Below are 17,321 nucleotides of genomic sequence, written 5' to 3'. Positions count from 1 at the left end.
CGCGTATTGGACCTGGCAGATTTAAGCCTCATATCGAACGTTCCGTAAGCATTTTCAGGAACAGAGACTATAGATCGAATTAAAAACGCTGATCGAGGGGAAAGCTCGAGAACATTTATCGTTTCTATCCCCGGTGCAGGTACACAGAGACAGGAAGCGCGGCACTTCGCTTTCCTTTCATCCAGGCCGTGCAATACCGTGGTGTCGCAATTTGCGATAGAGCGTATTTCGGCTAATCCCCAGGCGGGCTGCAACATGGGCGATATGCCAATGTTCTGCCTCGATCAATGCCAGTAGCGTCTGCCGTTCGGATACGCCAAGCGGATCTTCGGCCAACGCGACTGGCACTGCTACTGCCGGCAGCAACTCCGCCAAATCGTCCAGAGTGACACGCCCCTCCAATGACAACGCTACCAGCGTGCGCAGGCACGTACGCAGCTGCCGGACATTGCCCGGCCAGGGTTGCCTCAGCAAGCGCTCTCTGACGCCGGCCTCCAGCCGGATTCTTGTACCTTTTGTCTCTTCGAGCAGCAGAAGGTCGAGCACACTGCCCTTGTCTGATCGTTCACGCAACGGTGGAAGCTGCACGGTGAACCCGGCAATGCGATAAAACAGATCTTCGCGAAAGCGCCCCCCGACCACACCGGCATTCAGATCCTGGTGACTCGCACTGATAAGGCGTACGTCGAGCGGACGTGCTGTCGCGCCACCTAGCGGCATCACCTGACGCTCCTCCAGCACTCGCAGCAGGCGGGTCTGAAGCGCCAGGGGCATATCGGCGATTTCATCGAGAAATAGAATGCCGCCATGGGCCTGCTCAAGTTTACCGATCATCCCGTCCTTGCGTGCGCCGGTGAAGCTGCCACCACGATAGCCGAACAGCTCGCTTTCGATCAGCGTTTCCGGAATGGCCGCGCAATTGATCGCCACAAACGGCTGGCCCGCTCTGGAGCTGGCACGATGCAGCGCTGCCGCAAAAGCTTCTTTGCCGGTACCGGTTTCGCCCTGTAAAAATACGGGAACGTCTCGCTCCAAAACCCGTAATGCGCGGGCAAAGCCGCGTTGCAGACGCGGGTCTTCCAGGCATACATGCACGTCGTTGATGATGGGCGCTGGCGGCGTTAGCAAAGGCGATCGGTGCACGGGTTCACGCAACTGTCCGTAGATCAGGCGCCCGTCCACCAGCCGCATTGGCCAACAGACACTCGTCTGAGCGCTGGCCTGACTCATTATCTGATCCACAGGTGTTTCCAGCAGCATTGCCAGAGGCTGCCCAACCACCTGGTCACGGCTGAGGCCCAGCAGATCCAGCGCAGCATGATTGATTGAACAGATACGGGCACTCTCGTCGAAACTGAGCAGACCTTCACCCAGCAGCCCGACGAAACCAGCCTCAGGGTGCAAGCGCAGCAAGTAGCGATGCGGGTCATGCCCCAGGAAAAACGAGCTCTCGATCAGCCTGGCTGACAAGCTGGTCAATGCCATGGCCTGGAAGTGTTGCTGAAGGCTGTGGTCATCCCTCACGGATGAAAGGTTGAGTACGGCTAGCAGCTCTCCACTCGCATCGAATATCGGGCTCGCCGAACAGGTAAGTCCGACGTGCTTGCCACGGAAATGCTCATCACGGCGGATGGTGACGTGCTGTCGCTCGACCAGGCAGGTACCGACACCGTTGGTGCCCTCACAATCTTCACTCCATACCGAGCCGAGCCACAAACCGGAACGCTGAACCTCTGCTCGCTCGGATTCGTTGAACACGCTGTCGATGGCCACCCCCCGTGCATCGGTGAGTAGTACCACATGGCCGTCACGCCCGAGTTGTTGGTGCAAGTTGCTCATCTGCCAATGCGCCACGGCGATGATGTGCTCCAGTGGCGCGCGGTGATCCTGCAAGCGTGGATGCTCAACCACGTTAGGTGCGCGGCGACTGGCAGGGTCGAGCTGATACTGGTCCAGGCAGCGGCGCCAGGAGCGTGTAATGGCCAGGTCAGCACCAGGGCTGTGGCTGGCGACAGTGCCCTGCACGGCTTGTAGCACTTGTTGTGCATGGGCGTTGATCAAGGCCGGCTTCATTATTCTTGTTCTCCGTTACGGTCAGGACACGGGTCTGTTGGCAGCTTATATGAAAAGATTGCAACGAGCGCTTTTTGCACCGGGTGACACTCTGTCATCAGCATTTCCAGAAACGTGACAGAGATCCGGATCAAGATCTGAGCCGTATTGCCGCAACGGCTCTGCAACGGGGTTTTGATAGAGATGGCCCGGGCCTTGCTCTGGGTAAGTTGTTACTAAAACAACAAGATCGGGAGAAGCCCCCATGAACATCGCTGTCGAAACCCCCCTGCACACGCCTACGGCTCAGCTTGCCGCTTGGATCGAGAGCCTCAACGAACGTCTCGCCCAGCGTGATCTGGACGGCACGCTGGCATTGTTTGCCAGCGAGTGTCACTGGCGCGACCTGCTGCTTTTCAGTTGGAACCTGGTGACCCTGGAAGGCAAACCTGCCATTCGCGACCTGCTTGAAACACGCCTCGACCAGACTCGCCCCGAGCGGTGGAAAGTGGAAGGTGAAGCGGCGCTGAATAACGGTGTGCTCGAAGGCTGGATCAGCCTGGAAACACAAGCGGCGCGGGGTAAAGGGTATGTGCGGCTGAAGGATGGTTTGTGCTGGACGCTGCTGACGGCCATGCGTGAGCTCAAAGGTTTTGAAGAACCCAGTGGTCGCCGTCGTCCGATGGGTGCCAGTCATGGTCACGCCCACGCTGACAAGCGCAACTGGCTGGAGCGCCGCCGCGATGAAGAAGCATCGCTGGGGATCACCACTCAACCCTATTGCCTGATCGTTGGCGGCGGTCAGGGGGGGCTGGGGCTCGCTGCGCGGCTCAAGCGAATGGGCGTGCCTACCCTGATCATCGACATGGCTGACCGACCCGGCGATCAGTGGCGTGGTCGCTACAAATCGCTGTGTCTGCACGACCCTGTCTGGTACGACCATATGCCTTACCTGCCCTTCCCCGATCATTGGCCGGTTTTCACCCCAAAAGACCAGATTGGCGACTGGCTGGAAATGTACAGCAAAGTCATGGAGCTCAATTACTGGCCGCGTACGGAATGCGTGAGCGCCAGCTTTGACGAGCAAAGTGGCACCTGGAAGGTTGAAGTACAGCGTGATGGCGAACCTGTGACGCTACAACCGGCCCAGTTGATTCTCGCCACCGGCATGTCTGGCGTACCCAATGTGCCACGTTATCCGGGTGCCGAGGTTTTCAATGGCCAGCAGTATCATTCCAGCCGCCATCTCGGTGGCGACGCCTGGAGCGGCAAGCGCGCGGTGGTCATCGGTGCGAACAATTCGGCTCACGACATCTGCGCCGACCTGGTGGAGAACGGCGCCGAGGTGACCATGGTGCAGCGCTCCAGCACCCACATCGTGCGTTCCGACAGTCTGATGGAGCTGGTCTTCGGCGGGCTCTACTCGGAAGACGCCCTGGAGACGGGTTTGACCACGGACAAGGCCGACATGCTGTTCGCCTCGATCCCGTACAAGGTGATGCCAGGCTTTCATCAACCCATCTTTGCGGCGATCAAGGAGCGTGACAAGGACTTCTACGAGCGCCTGGCCAAGGCTGGTTTCATGCTCGATTTCGGTGACGATGAGTCTGGCCTTTTCATGAAGTATGTACGCCGTGGTTCGGGTTACTACATCGATGTCGGCGCCAGCGAACTGATCGCTAACGGCACGATCAAGCTCAAGAGCGCACCTGGCCTTGGTGTCGAATGTATCGAAGCCGATGCCGTCGTACTCAACGATGGCAGCCGCCTACCGGCAGATCTGATCGTCTACGCCACAGGCTATGGCTCAATGAATGGTTGGGCGGCAAAGCTGATTTCCCAGGAAGTAGCTGACAAAGTCGGGCGCTGCTGGGGCCTGGGTTCTGGCACCACGAATGATCCTGGCCCTTACGAGGGCGAACTGCGCAACATGTGGAAGCCGACACAGCAGGAAAACCTCTGGTTCCACGGTGGCAACCTGCATCAGTCGCGGCATTATTCGCTGTATCTGGCGCTGCAGCTAAAAGCGCGCTTCGAAGGGATCAATACCTCCGTCTACGGCCTTGCAAAGAGTCACCACACTGGCTGATTCAAATGGCGCCCAGCTGTGGTTGGGCGCCTTTGCACAATATTCCGGATACATTCCGGGCTAAAAGCTGCAGGCGTTCGAGTACAATGTGTTTCCTATCAATCGCTTAAGCTGTCCAATGAAAAAACTGTTTTCTGTAGTAGCGCTGACCATCTCGGTAATTACCCCCGCCTTTTCAAGCCCTCCATCGACATTTTCCGAAGCAAAGGTCATCGCAAAGCAGAAGATCTACCTCGACCAGGCGAACAGTGCCATGGGCGAGCTGTATTGCGGCTGCAAATGGACATGGGTAGGCAAGTCGGGGGGCCGTATTGATGCGGAGTCTTGCGGCCTTCAAACCAGGAAACAACAGAGTCGCGCGCAACGCACTGAATGGGAGCACATCGTTCCTGCCTGGACATTCGGTAACCAACGTCAATGCTGGAAGAACGGTGGTCGAGAACATTGTGTGGATGACGATCCCGTATTCCGGGCGATGGAAGCCGATCTGTTCAACCTCTACCCCTCTGTTGGCGAGGTGAACGGCGACCGTAGTAATTTCAACTACGGCATGGCCACCGGGGTAGCGCCGCAATATGGGCAATGCAAGACGCGGGTTGATTTCAATCAACGTGCTGCGGAGCCGCGTGACGAGGTCAAAGGCCTGGTCGCGAGGACAACTTTTTACATGTTCGACAGATATAAACTGAACATGTCTCGTCAGCAGCAACAGCTACTGATGGCCTGGGACAAGCAATATCCGGTTTCGCCCTGGGAGAAAGAGCGAGATCGCCGCATTGCAGCAATCATGGGGCACTCCAATCCTTTCGTAACCGGTGATCGTCGCTGGACGCAAGGGTACAAGACCGTCGGTGAGGGGGTAGTCGGTGCCATTCCTGTTCAACCCACTCGTGTACCCGCACAGCCGATCCTGGCGAGCGCGAGTGGCGTGAGTTCGATCATCGGTAACCGCAAAAGCCAGCTTTACCACCTCTCGATGGGGTGCCCTGGTTATGGCCAGGTGTCAGCGAAAAACCAAGTAACCTTTGACTCCGAATCTGAGGCTCAGGCAGCAGGATATCGAAAGGCAGGCAACTGCAAATAGTTGCTTTCGGTGAATACCGGGCTATCGAAGCACTCTATGGATCTGCGAAATCACCTGCATCGTTGCGTCTTCGATGGTTCCCTCATTACGGCATAAAATCCAGCCGTGATCTGCAATCGCCCGCTCGAACGCCTGGGTACAGGCAACATGTTCTTCCAGCTTATGGATCACCGTACTGTTCAGCCCTCGCGAGCGGGCCGCTGCCCTCGCCCATGAAATATCAGGGTCGGTGACAACCCCGACATGCAGGTCCGGGACTTGCACGTTTCGATCAATGTTCAACTGCAGAATCTCTGCAAACGGGATTATCCGGCGAAATGCGGCATCAGAGGGGTACCAGCGATCAATCAGGATGATGCTGTCGGGTGGCTGCTTTGCCAATACGTGCCGGGATATCCAGGTACGGCTGTCAGCAAGGCGTTCACAAACCCGCAACTCTAATTCCCGGCCGGGATTTCTGACGAGTTTGTTGACGAGGGCCATTGTTTCACCTCGATAGGGATCGCTTTTTTTCTCGCAAAGCCGGATCACCTTTTTGTTGTCTGCCCTCAGAGCTTTGGTGACGGCCTCCAGCAGTGTGGTTTTTCCAGCGCCCTTGGGCCCATCCAGAGAAACAAACAGCGCACGGTTCATTCTTCACTTAACAATTGATTCATTGATGAGCACTCTAACCTGAATAGGTACCAACGGGCCTGAAAATTACAGGCTTACAGCCGCTGCAGCCAAAGCCGCCAACCAGCAATCATCGCGTTTCACACCGCCACCACCACCCGCTCGACCGCAACACCCTCCCCATCCAAGCGTCGGGCCAGCAAACAGGTGAACGCCAGTACCGGAATCACGGCACAGGCAGCGGCTATCCACAACAGCATCGTGTAACCCTGACCCACCAGTTGCCCGGCCAGTGCCGGCCCGGCCATGGAGCTCAAGGCAAACGCGCCGGGGATCAGCATGATCGAGCGGCCACTGCGGTCCAGCCGTGCAATTGCTGCTGTCTGATAAACGCAGCCCCAGGTGAAACCTACTTCCCAGATCCATGCGCCCGCGGCATACATCACAAAGCCTTCGGCATTGCCCAGCAACAACAGCCCGGTGCCCAGCACCAGCATGACGATGAGATGCGGCACGCGTACGCCCAGGCGGTCACCGACCGCGGCCAGAGTTAGTGCGGCGGCCCCCCCCAGCAGTTTCAATACGGCAAAAACGATACCCAGTTCGCCCGGTTGCAGTGCCAGGCCATGGCCCAGTCGCTCCAGGAAAGCCCACAGGCCGATTTGCCCGGCGCCGAACAGGAAGAAAAACCCCAGCGCGGCATAAGCCGCTGGCGGTAATTGAAAACGTGACAACACCGAACCATCCCGCGGTGGTGTGTCTCTTCCGATAAAGTCCTCGCGCCTGGGCAATGCCAGGGCACTGAGGCTCAGCAGCAGGATGATCGCTGCGAGCATTACTACGGCACCGGTGTAGTGGAAATACGCGATGACCAGCGAAGGCAGCGCGAATAACACGGCTGCCACCAACCCCAATTCAATGCCCAGGCGCAAGCCCAGGGCGCGCTCTTTGTTGGCCATTTCGCCCATGATACGCATGCCCAGGCAGGTCATGAGTGCGGCAAAAAAGCCAATCAGCGCCCACAACGGCAACTGCGCCGTGGCGGGCAGCCATGACGTCATCCAGTACGCTGCAGCCGCGCCAGTGGCGCAGCCCAGCGTCAGCCAGCGCCAGTTCAAACGGTCGATCAGCACGACGGCCATCAGGGTGCCCAGCAGGTAGCCGGCAAAACAAACAGCACCCAGCAGGCCGACCCGTTCGACACTGAAGCCCAGGCTGTCAACCATCGAGCCAAGCAGGATCGGCAAGGTATTGAACGGCAAGCCGCCAATGGTCGAGGCGAAGCTGGCGGCCAGCATGATCGCCATTGTCTTGCGGCCACTCATGTTCATTGCGCGTTCCTGCCCGGAGTTGATCAGCGATGGTCGACGGTGATGATTTCACTGCGCCCGGCAGTCGATGCCGGCACGCTGTCTTCGTCCATAAAGAACTGGGCGTACCAGTCGCGCAGTTGATAGACCGGACCATCACCTTCAGCCAGCACCGGTTTGTCGACCCGGATCTTGTGTTGCCAGATCACCACGTCCTGATAGAAAGCATCGCGATTACGCAGCACATAATCCTGGGCCAGCGCCCTGCTCTGCTCTTCGCTCCAGCCCGGGATCTTTTTCACCATGCAACCAAAACGCAGCTCGAAACTGTTGGCGTCGATCGGGACGTGGCAGTTGAGCAGGATCGAGTGAATTTCCATGCCCTCGAACACTGCGCGCATGCGGGTAAAATGCGTCGCCGGGCCGTAATAGGCAGACTCGGCAACCAGATCCCCGCCCAGCCGGTCCGAGTCGCCGTGGAAAATCTGCTGGGCAATATGGCCTTCGAAAATATTCGCGAAGTACTTGGTCGGCGTGCCATGCACCGGGCCGAAGTGCTGGGCGTCCGCGAGGTTGTCGACCAGTTCCCGGGGGTTGGTCTCAATGACCAGTTTGTCCATGTGCCAGTCATGCAGCCATTCATCGCTGTCCTGCTCCGGCAAATGCGGGATCACCACATTGTCTGCCGGGGCCTTGCCCTCAGGGTTGTTCCACACGAACAGCAGGTTGTTTTCTTCACAGGTCAACCAGCGGCGGGTTTTGGCCTTGGGCGGGATGCGCTTGCAATATGGAATCTCGACGCACTTGCCACTGGCGTCGTATTGCCAATGGTGAAAGGGGCACACAACCCGGTCGTTTTCCAGGGTGCCTTGTGACAGGTCGGCGCCCATGTGCGGGCAATGGGCATCGATCACGCTGATCTCGCCACTGGCCGTGGCAAACGCCAGCAAGCGTGTGCCGAAAATATTCAGTGTATGGAGCTGGCCATCACGGTAGTCGGCCGCATCACCCAGGCAATGCCAGCCCCGGCCAAAGCGAGGTGCCAGAATACTGTCAACGTTGATTGCTGCGAGTTTGGTCATTGTTATTGTCCTCGTGTGAAAATCCCCGGTCCTATGCCCGCTGGATTTTCACCGAACCCGCTGCCGTCCTCATCCTCCGCATGGACTAACAATGCCTGCTTTCAGGCACTGTTTTGCGTCAATCCGGTTTTTTTTCTGCTGGCCTTGGCGCCGGGCAATAACGCCAGCCCTGGCTTGCCCAGGGCAACCACACTGTTGAGGATGATGCGCACCAGTTCGGTCTGGCGGCGCACACCGGTCTTCGAGAAAATCGAGCGCAGGTGTGCCCTTGCAGTATTACGACGCACATTCAACGCCTCGGCGGCTTCTTCCAGGGACAGGCCATTGGCCAGTTCCATCGCCAGGGCGGTTTCAGCCCGGGTCAGGTTGAACAGCTGCTTGGTCAGGGTTTCGCTGGCCATGGACCGTCCTGCAGCGTCGCGGATGTATACCACCACCCCTGGGGTGCCTTTGCCCTCGGCCCAGTCCTGGGTCGCAATGGCCTCGACCACCACCCCCAGGTTGATCTGCCCCGAGGGCCTGGAGACTGACATGGCTTCAGCCTGCGTGCCTTCCTGCACATTGCCGGTGTCACGGGTAAAGGCGTTGCGGACCAGGCGCTGCAGTTCGCGATTGTCGCTGGGGTAAGTCGCCTCAAGGTGTCCGCCAACCAGTTTGAGGCCGTCTGCCTGCTCCAGCAGTTCGCTGGCCATCGGGTTCAGGCTCAGGACCTTGCCCTGTTGATCCAGCACAATGGTGGCCACCGACAGGCGACTGATCGCCTGCGAGTACAGCTCGGTCATCGACTCGCTGCGGTCGATCAGGTTGTGCACATGCATGGCACGGCGCAAATGCGGTATGAACATGCCACACAGGCTGCGTTCGCTGGCACTGAAGTTGGGCGCGGATTTTGGCCGGGTAATGCGAAAGCGCAGCTTGCCGCCATCAGGCGTGGAAATATCGGCAGCCATGATGTGGTAGGTGTCGTGCACGGTGCCATAGGTCTTGAAGTAAGCCGAGCGGGTCCACTGCTCCTCACTCATCAGGTCGTCGACAGTGAATACACGGTCCATTGGCGGGTTGTTGAATGGCGTGAGCGCTTGTGGGTATGCCCAGTAACTCACCTCGCCTTCGCGCTCAATGTCACCCACTACGATCATCAGGCCCAGGTCAGGCTGCTCGGGGACGCGCAAGATCAGGATGACATAGTTGGCCTGGTACAGATTGCGCACATGGCGCAGGGTCTTGGCCATCAGCCTGGGCTCCAGCGAGCCGTCGTAAAACTCGCCGATAAGGCTGTCATACTCGGTCAGGTTCAAGCCCATGTCTGCCAGGGTCTGAACACTCAAGCCGCTATTATCCATCGCCCTCTCCTCACGGGACACCGCCTGGGCCCTGCCCGTTGTTATTGTTATGTCGTGCCTGACTGAGGTTTACCGACAGTCGCTGTAAACGGTATGCGGGGCATCGTGCAGAAGACCTGCCCCGCAGGCCGACCGGTCACTGGCTGGTGTCCCCGACAAAAGCGGCCAGGCCAATGCGCTCCAGCACCTGTGCGCTGTACGGCACATAGCTGCGGCTGCTGTCATCACGGATAAACAGCGGGTCGCTGAATGCTGCAGGGGCATAGCCCTGACGTTGCAGGTCGACCTTGCGCAACTTGAAGGTACTGGTCAGGTCAGCCGCTGCCGATACCCGTACGAACACCGGGGCGGCGTAACGCGGCAAGCGCGTTTCGGTCAATGCATAGAACGCCTGCGGGTCGAAGCGGCGGCCCGGCTGCATCAACACCGCCGCCATACCGGCGCGCCCCTCCTGCCCGGGTACTTGCACGCCATAAATGTTGATCAGCTCAAGGCCTTCGAAGTCGCCCAGCGCAGCCGCCACCTCAAGGGTGGAAACGTTTTCACTTTTCCAGCGGAAAGTGTCGCCAATGCGGTCGATAAAATACAGGTAGCCGTCCTTGTCAAAACGCAGCAGGTCACCTGAACTCCAGTAGGCATCGCCCTGGCTGAACACATTGCGACGAATCTTGCTGGCAGTCGCCTCGGCTGAGGTATAACCCTCGAAACGCCCGCCGCCGATGTCGGGATGGTTGATGATAAAACCCAGGGCCTCACCCACCTCGCCCTCCTCGCACAGCTGGTAGAAGCCATTTTCGTCCCGTGGGTGGCTGTCGGTTTCAACGTCATAGCGCACCAGGCGCAAGTTGCTCTTTTCCCAGTACGGCACACGGCCGCAAGCCCCCAGATAATTGTCGACATTGACCACATTGGTGTTGGACTCGGTGGAGCCCCAGCCTTCAAACACGTGGATCGGCCCGAAACGGCGCAGCCAGTTCTGCCAGCTTTCGCGGGTCAACCCGGCGCCGAGCATGCAGCGCAGACCGTGGTCACGTTCACCGGCCACCTCGGGCTGGTTGAGCAGATAGCGGCAGATTTCACCGATGTACTGGAACACGCTCACATGATGCTTGCGCACATCGTTCCAGAACTCACGGACACTGAATTTGCGCCGTACCACAATGGCTGCACCGGTTTTCAGCGCGGTGGACGTCACTGACGTGGCGGCTGCACCGTGATACAGCGGCAAGCAGCAATAGAACACGTCATGGGCGGTGGTTTGCAGGGTGATTTCCATGATGTCACCGGTCGACATCCAGCGCATATGGCTATAGCGCGCCGCTTTCGGCAGGCCGGTGGTGCCCGAGGTGAAGATCAGCAGGCACGGGCTCTCGGCTCTCAGGTCGGCGCGCACATCACGAGGGAATGGCATGGCGGGGGCTGTGGCCAGTGCTTGAGCCAGTCCGGTATCGACCTGTGACGGCATGGCCCCGGTCCATGGCTGCTCGGCATCCGCTACCAGCCATAAGGGCAGCGGTGGCAAGCCTTCAGTGGCAAGCACATTGCCCAGCACCTCTTCGCCGACCAGCATGGCCTTGGCATCGATCGCCTGCAGCGCGTGCACCAGTGGCCGGCCGCTGACCTGGGTATTGACGAAACCCGCCACCACGCCGAGCTTGGCCAGGGCGAACCAGCAACAGAAAAACTCCGGGCGGTTCTCCATCGCCAGGGCGCAGACATCACCCGGACGCAGGCCGCGGGCATACAGGACATGGGCCAAACGGTCGGCGCGGGCATTGATCAGGGCGAAACTGAGACGCTGTTCGCCATAAATGATAAAGGGCCGTTCGCCGTGACGCTGCGCCTGCTCTTCGAGGCGATCGGCAAGGGTGTAGCGATCGGCCGGTTTGATCCGGGCACTGGCGGCGGCCCGCAAATCGAGAATTGCCTGCGTCTGCTCCCGTGGCACAACTGCGCGTTCGGCACTGGACAGCAGGGTTGCGTTGTTGAAATCGTTCATCCTTATCTCCGATATTGGGGCCACTGCGTAACTCAGCGTTGTGTGCGCGGCATGCCCAGGCCGAACTGGGCAATCAGCTCGCGCTGGATCTCATTGGTGCCACCGCCAAAGGTCAGGTTGACCGATGCCCGCACCTCATATTCCAGCTCGCCAAGCAGATAAGCCGCTGCCGAACCGGCCCGGGTCAGGCCACTGGCACCCAGGATGGCTGACAGCTTGCGCAGGATCTCGATCGCCGACTCCGAGCCGTAGACCTTGGTGGTCGAGGCCAGTGCGACGTCCACACGGTCGCGTTCAAGGTCGGCGGCAATCCGGAAATTGATCAGGCGCATCGCTTCAAGCCGGGCATAACACTCGGCCAGATCGCGCTTGACCCAGGCCACATCGGTGGCGCGGTGGCCCTGCTCATCGGCGCAACGTGCCCACAGATAGACGCGGTTGAACAGGCTGACCACTTTGTCGGACCAGGCCCCCAGGCCCAGGCGTTCGTGGTTGAGCTGCGCCGTAATCAGTTTCCAGCCGCCATGCAGCTCACCCACCAGCATGTTGCGTGGCACCCGCACATTGTCGTAATAGGTGGCCGCCGTAGGATTGCCGGAGGTCGGGATCAGGGTGCTGGAAAACCCTTGGGCAAGGGTGTCGAGAATCAGGATCGAAATGCCCTTGTGACGCGCCTGCTCGGGGTCGGTACGGGCCGCCAGCCAGATGAAGTCGGCCGCATCGGCGCCCGAGGTCCAGAGCTTGCTGCCATTGACCACAAAACCGTCGGCATCTTCACGGGCGGTGGTTTTCAGTACCGCCAGATCGCTGCCAGCACTGGCTTCGGAGTAACCGATGGCGAAGTTGATGTCCCCGGCGGCGATCCCTGGCAGGAATTTATCCTTTTGCAACGCCGAGCCGTGGGCCATCAGCGCCGGGCCAACGGTACTGATGGTCACGAATGGCAGTGGCGCACCGGCGATATTGGCTTCTTCAAAGAAAATCAATTGCTCGGTAGGGCCATAACCCTGCCCGCCATAGGCCTTGGGCCAGCCTACCGCCAGCCAGCCATCGCGACCGATTTGCGCGATGGTGCGGCGAAACAGCTCGCCACCTTCGGTACCGCGCATCTGCTGGCGCAGCTCGGGAGTCATCAGGTTCTGGAAATAGTCCCGGACCTTGAGTCGCAATGCATGCTGTTCAGGGGTGAGATCGACAAACATGGGGACGCGCCTCCAGACTGTTAGAAAACGTGCTTGTGTGCGGCTCACTCTAAGGCTGTCTGCGCCCCGCCGCTTCGTCTGTATGGACGAACAAAACAACCGTCTGCCAGGATCAATCCCGAGTGATCTGCGCCAGCATTGCCGCCTCGAAATGCTCGCTATAAGGCGGCAGCAAGCCCCATTCGCCGCGCGGATCGTGGTCGGGTGCCTTGAGTACGGTGCGCAGGTGGCTGAATTCAAGGAACCCTTCACGGCCGTGGTAATGGCCCATGCCCGAGCCGCCGATACCGCCGAACGGAGCATCATGCAGGGCGGCATGCATCATCACGTCATTGAGGGTGACGCCACCGGACAGGGTGTGCTCCAGCACATGACGCTGTTCAAGGGCATCGTTGCCAAAGTAGTAGAGGGCCAGTGGCCGTGGCCGGTCATTGATATGCGCAATCACCTGGTCGACCTCGTCGTAGGGCAGCACGACCATGGCCGGGCCGAAGATCTCTTCGTGCTTGATCAGGCTGTCTTGAGGCGGGTCGATAACCAGTTGCAACGGACGCCGACGGTTTTGCATATCGACCGCTTGCGCATAGGGCAGGCTTATCACCCGGGCACCGGCCTGACGGGCCTGGTCAACCAGATTTTCCACCCGGGCCAGATGTTGTGGGTTGACCACGGCAACTACATCCGGGTTGTCGCTTACCTCGGGGATGAACCCGCGGTAAGCGCCAGCAAAGGCATTGATAAACGCCTCAAGCTGCTCACGGGCAACGTAGACCAGGTCCGGGTTGATGCAGACCTGACCGCTGTTGGTGGTCTTGGACAGAGCAATGCGAAAGGCCGCCGTGGCGAGATCCGCGCTGCGGGCAACGATCACTGGCGATTTACCGCCCAGTTCCAGTGTCACCGGCACCAGATTTTGCGCTGCATTACCCATCACCGAGCGGGCCACGGCGGTACTGCCGGTAAACACCAGGTGATCAAAGGGTTGCGCAGTAAAAGCCTGGGCCAGGTCGGCGCCGCCGGTGACCACCCCCACTTCCAGCGGGTCGAACAGTTCGGCAAACAGCCTGGCAACCAGCGCGGCAGTGCGCGGTACCACCTCCGAGGGCTTGAGGATCGCCCGGTTACCTGCCGCCAGCGCCGAAGCCAGCGGGCTGAGCAGTGTGTACAGCGGCGCGTTCCAGGTCCCCAGAATGCCCACGGTGCCCTTGGGCTGGTACATCACCCATGCCTGGGCACCGAGCTGATCATAGGGGCTGAAGACCTGTCGCGGTTCATCCTGCATCCAGCTTTCGAGGTGGTCCCGGGCGTGCTTGAGCGAGCCCAGTGCCCCCAGCACATCGTTCATCAATGAGAACCCCCGGGGGCGACCGCCAAAGTCGGCATCCATCGCCTCGGCCAGCGCCAGGTGGTGGTCCACCAGTATGTCGATTACCCGCTGGATTCGCGCCCGGCGCTGCGCAGCGCTGACTGCGCCCTGAGCGTTGAACGCGGCTTTCTGCTCAAGCAACAGGGCTGCCAGACCATCAGCGCAAGAAATTGCACAACTCATTGATGCCTCCTCAACTGAACAAGGGCCCGCACAACACCCTGATCGAAAGCTAGCCCGATCCTGCGTGCAAGCGCCTCGTCCAAGTGGACGAGTAAGTCAGAGTGGCCCCGTAACCTGTACACCCCGCCAAGGGCGAAGGTTTCCTCTGGTTGCGGTTGTCCCGCGCTTGGATTAACGTTCAGTCCAACTGCCAACGTGACTTGAATCCCGTCACTACCTGCCCTTTCAGGAGGGCTGTCGGATGCAACGGTGCTTGCCGCTGAGTCTGCTGTTCATTGCCCTCGCAGGTTGTACCCTGGGGCCTGATTTTGTTCGTCCCGAAGTTGCTGCGGATGCCGGTTACTCCACGCACAACCTCACGACCACCGCCCGGGCCGATATCGACGCTGGCGGCGCTGCGCAACGCCTGATTGCCGGCATGGATATACCCGGGCAATGGTGGACACTGTTCCGCTCGCCGGAATTGAACGCCCTGGTGGAAGAGGCCTTGCGCGCCAACCCGGATATCAGCGCCGCGCAAGCAGCATTGCGCCAGGCCAATGAGCAGGTGTATGTCGATCAGGCTTCCTTGTTTCCCGTCCTGAACGGCAATTTGTCGAAAACCCGCCAGAAAGTCTCCGGGACCACATCCGGTACGGCGTCGTCGCCGATTCTCACACTCAGCTCCGCGTCACTGAGCGTGTCCTATGCGCCGGATGTCTTCGGCGGTACGCGCCGGCAGATCGAGTCGTCCACGGCGCAAGCCGAGTACCAGCGTTTTCAGCTTGAGGCCACCTACCTCACGCTATCCACCAATGTGGTCAATACCGCCGTCAGCCTGGCGTCCCTGCGCGATCAGATTGCGGCGACCGGGCAAATCATCCAGCTACAGAGCGACCAGCTCGACCTGCTGCAGGCGCAGCGGCGCCTCGGTGCCATTGCCGATACCGATGTATTGACCCAGCAAACTGCCCTGGCGCAAACCCGCGCTACTCTGGCGCCCTTGCAAAAGCAGTTGGCGCAAACCCGGAACCAGTTGATGGCCTACCTGGGCAGGTTCCCCAATCAGGACAAGGGCGAGCGTTTCAACCTGGCGTCCCTGCATCTGCCGCAAGAATTGCCAGTGAGTCTGCCCTCGGCAATCGTCGAAAAGCGTCCGGATGTGCGCTCCGCTCAGGCGCAACTGCATGAGGCCAGTGCCAATATTGGCGTGGCGGTGGCCAATCAGTTGCCACAGTTCAGCATTACCGGTTCATTGGGTTCCACGGTAGCCAGCGGCAGCACGCTGTTTTCCGCAGGCTCGGGTGTATGGAGCCTGGCCGGGGCAATTGCCCAACCGCTGTTCGATGCCGGTGCGCTTGAACACCGAAAACGGGCGGCGGTTGCGGCGTATGACCAGTCGGCGGCGCAGTACCGCGGTACGGTGCTTGCCGCATTCCAGGATGTGGCCAACGCGCTCAGGGCGCTGGAGGCCGATGCCGAGGCGCTCAAGCAGCAAGTGGCTGCGGAGCAGTCCGCCCAGGCCAGCCTTGCCCTGGTGCAGGCGCAGTACCGCCTGGGCGCGGTGGCTTATATCAACCTGCTCACGGCGCAGCAAACCTACCAGAATACCGTGCTCACCCGGGTCCAGGCCCAGGCCGTGCGCTACAGCGATACCGCAGCGCTGTTTCAGGCTCTGGGCGGCGGCTGGTGGAACCGCAGCGACCCTGACCCCCAGGGCCGCCCTGACCGATTCGGCTTGCCGACCTGGCAAGAACTCATGCCGAGTCACAACAAGACCGCGCCCGCCAAACCCACGCGGCTCGACTGAATACCATTGAAACAGCGAGAACAACCATGGCTGACGTCAACAACGACTCACTCGCGCAACCCACTGCAAGGCGCAGGCTGTGGCGGCCGATGCTTATCATGATCGGGGTAGTGCTGGTGATTGTCGCGATCATTGCCGGGGTCAAGTTCGCGCAGATCTCAGCCATGATTGCCCAGGCAAAGCAGCCCTTGCCCGCCGCCGTCGTCACCGCCATGCAAGTACCGTTCGACGACTGGCAGCCGACGGTGACCGCCGTGGGCTCGATAAAAGCCGTGCGCGGGGTCGATGTGACCACCGAAGCGGGTGGCATTGTGCGCAGCATCGGTTTTACACCGGGCCAGGAAGTGGCAGCACAGGCGCTGCTGGTTCAATTGAATGCTGATTCGGACATCGCCCTGCTCCATTCGCTGGAAGCCACGGCGGACCTGGCCGCCATCGTCCTCAAGCGTGACCGCGCACAACTGGCGGTCAACGCCGTGTCCCAGGCGCAAGTGGACACCGACAACGCAGACCTCAAAGCCAAACTGGCCGCCGCAGAACAGCAGCGGGCGCTGGTGGCGCAAAAAACCATTCGTGCGCCCTTTGCCGGGCGTATAGGCATTACTGCTGTCAACCCCGGGCAATACCTCAACCCCGGTGACAAAATCGCCACGTTGCAAACCTTCGACCCCATCTATATCGACTTCAACGTGCCCCAGACCCAACTGGAAGCCATTGCTGTCGGCCAAAAAGTATCGGTGACCGCCGACGGCCTCTCCAACCAGACATTCACGGGGCGCGTCAGCACCATAGACACCCGCTTCGACCCGACCACGCGTAACGTCACGGTCGAAGCCAGCGTTGCCAACCCCGGGAAAAACCTGGTGCCCGGCATGTTTGCCCGCGCAGTTGTCGACTCGGGGGCGGTGCTGCGCTACCTGACCGTGCCACAGACAGCCGTCACCTATAACCCCTACGGCACCACCGTTTTTATCGCGCTGTCGAGCAAGAACGACAAGGGTGAAGACGTTCTCACGGCGCAACAGACCTTTATCAAGACCGGACCGACCCGTGGCGATCAGGTCGCCATCCTGTCCGGTGTGAAGGAAGGCGACCTGTTGATCACCAGTGGTCAGATGAAACTCAAAAATGGCTCGCCGGTGCAGATCGACAACAGTGCTGCGCCGCTCAACGATGCGGCGCCAACGCCTCAAGAACATTAAAGGTGACC

12 protein-coding genes are annotated in these 17,321 nt (G+C 59.9%); 4 read left to right on the top strand and 8 right to left on the bottom strand.

The features are described 5' to 3' along the window. Positions 1–177 precede the first annotated feature (177 nt). Positions 178–2,073 (bottom strand): sigma-54-dependent Fis family transcriptional regulator, encoded by a 1,896-nt coding sequence (locus HBN79_RS03515; protein WP_169916305.1) that lies wholly within the window; start codon positions 2,071–2,073, stop codon positions 178–180. A gap of 244 nt (positions 2,074–2,317) precedes the next feature. Between HBN79_RS03515 and HBN79_RS03510 the strand changes: the two genes are divergently transcribed. Both HBN79_RS03510 and HBN79_RS03505 read left to right on the top strand, forming a co-directional pair. Further along, positions 2,318–4,141 (top strand): NAD(P)/FAD-dependent oxidoreductase, encoded by a 1,824-nt coding sequence (locus tag HBN79_RS03510; RefSeq protein WP_169916303.1) that lies wholly within the window; start codon positions 2,318–2,320, stop codon positions 4,139–4,141. A gap of 118 nt (positions 4,142–4,259) precedes the next feature. Further along, a complete protein-coding gene (locus tag HBN79_RS03505) occupies positions 4,260–5,225 on the top strand; it encodes an endonuclease (protein ID WP_130871479.1) in 966 nt (321 codons plus the stop codon). A 21-nt stretch (positions 5,226–5,246) separates the two neighbouring features. On the opposite strand, the gene HBN79_RS03500 is transcribed toward HBN79_RS03505, so the two are convergent. From HBN79_RS03500 to HBN79_RS03470, 7 genes are all read right to left on the bottom strand, one after another. Next, the gene (locus tag HBN79_RS03500) at positions 5,247–5,858 is read right to left on the bottom strand and encodes a dTMP kinase (RefSeq protein ID WP_169916301.1); all 612 of its coding nucleotides are present in this window, start codon (positions 5,856–5,858) and stop codon (positions 5,247–5,249) included. Positions 5,859–5,977: 119 nt separating this feature from the next. Beyond that, positions 5,978–7,168, bottom strand: a complete 1,191-nt coding sequence (locus HBN79_RS03495) for an MFS transporter (RefSeq protein ID WP_095000228.1) — start codon at positions 7,166–7,168, stop codon at positions 5,978–5,980. Positions 7,169–7,191: 23 nt separating this feature from the next. Continuing rightward, positions 7,192–8,229, bottom strand: a complete 1,038-nt coding sequence (locus HBN79_RS03490; protein WP_095000229.1) for a Rieske 2Fe-2S domain-containing protein — start codon at positions 8,227–8,229, stop codon at positions 7,192–7,194. A 101-nt stretch (positions 8,230–8,330) separates the two neighbouring features. After that, positions 8,331–9,572, bottom strand: coding sequence for a LuxR C-terminal-related transcriptional regulator (locus tag HBN79_RS03485; protein WP_095023913.1), 1,242 nt, complete (start codon positions 9,570–9,572; stop codon positions 8,331–8,333). 136 nt (positions 9,573–9,708) lie between these two features. Further along, positions 9,709–11,571 carry a long-chain-acyl-CoA synthetase gene (locus HBN79_RS03480; RefSeq protein WP_095024676.1) on the bottom strand — a complete coding sequence of 621 codons (1,863 nt, stop codon included), beginning with the start codon at positions 11,569–11,571 and terminating at the stop codon, positions 9,709–9,711. 32 nt (positions 11,572–11,603) lie between these two features. Further along, entirely contained in the window at positions 11,604–12,773 is a 1,170-nt protein-coding gene (locus tag HBN79_RS03475) for an acyl-CoA dehydrogenase family protein (protein WP_095019168.1), read from the bottom strand. A 112-nt stretch (positions 12,774–12,885) separates the two neighbouring features. Further along, the gene (locus HBN79_RS03470) at positions 12,886–14,322 is read right to left on the bottom strand and encodes a coniferyl aldehyde dehydrogenase (RefSeq protein ID WP_169916299.1); all 1,437 of its coding nucleotides are present in this window, start codon (positions 14,320–14,322) and stop codon (positions 12,886–12,888) included. A gap of 241 nt (positions 14,323–14,563) precedes the next feature. Between HBN79_RS03470 and HBN79_RS03465 the strand changes: the two genes are divergently transcribed. Then, entirely contained in the window at positions 14,564–16,111 is a 1,548-nt protein-coding gene (locus HBN79_RS03465) for an efflux transporter outer membrane subunit (protein ID WP_169916297.1), read from the top strand. An 89-nt stretch (positions 16,112–16,200) separates the two neighbouring features. Continuing rightward, entirely contained in the window at positions 16,201–17,313 is a 1,113-nt protein-coding gene (locus HBN79_RS03460; protein WP_169916405.1) for an efflux RND transporter periplasmic adaptor subunit, read from the top strand. Positions 17,314–17,321: the final 8 nt, after the last annotated feature.

Source organism: Pseudomonas sp. WS 5051, from assembly GCF_012985715.1.
GTDB lineage: Bacteria > Pseudomonadota > Gammaproteobacteria > Pseudomonadales > Pseudomonadaceae > Aquipseudomonas > Aquipseudomonas bubulae.
This window is presented reverse-complemented; position numbering and strand designations above follow the sequence as displayed.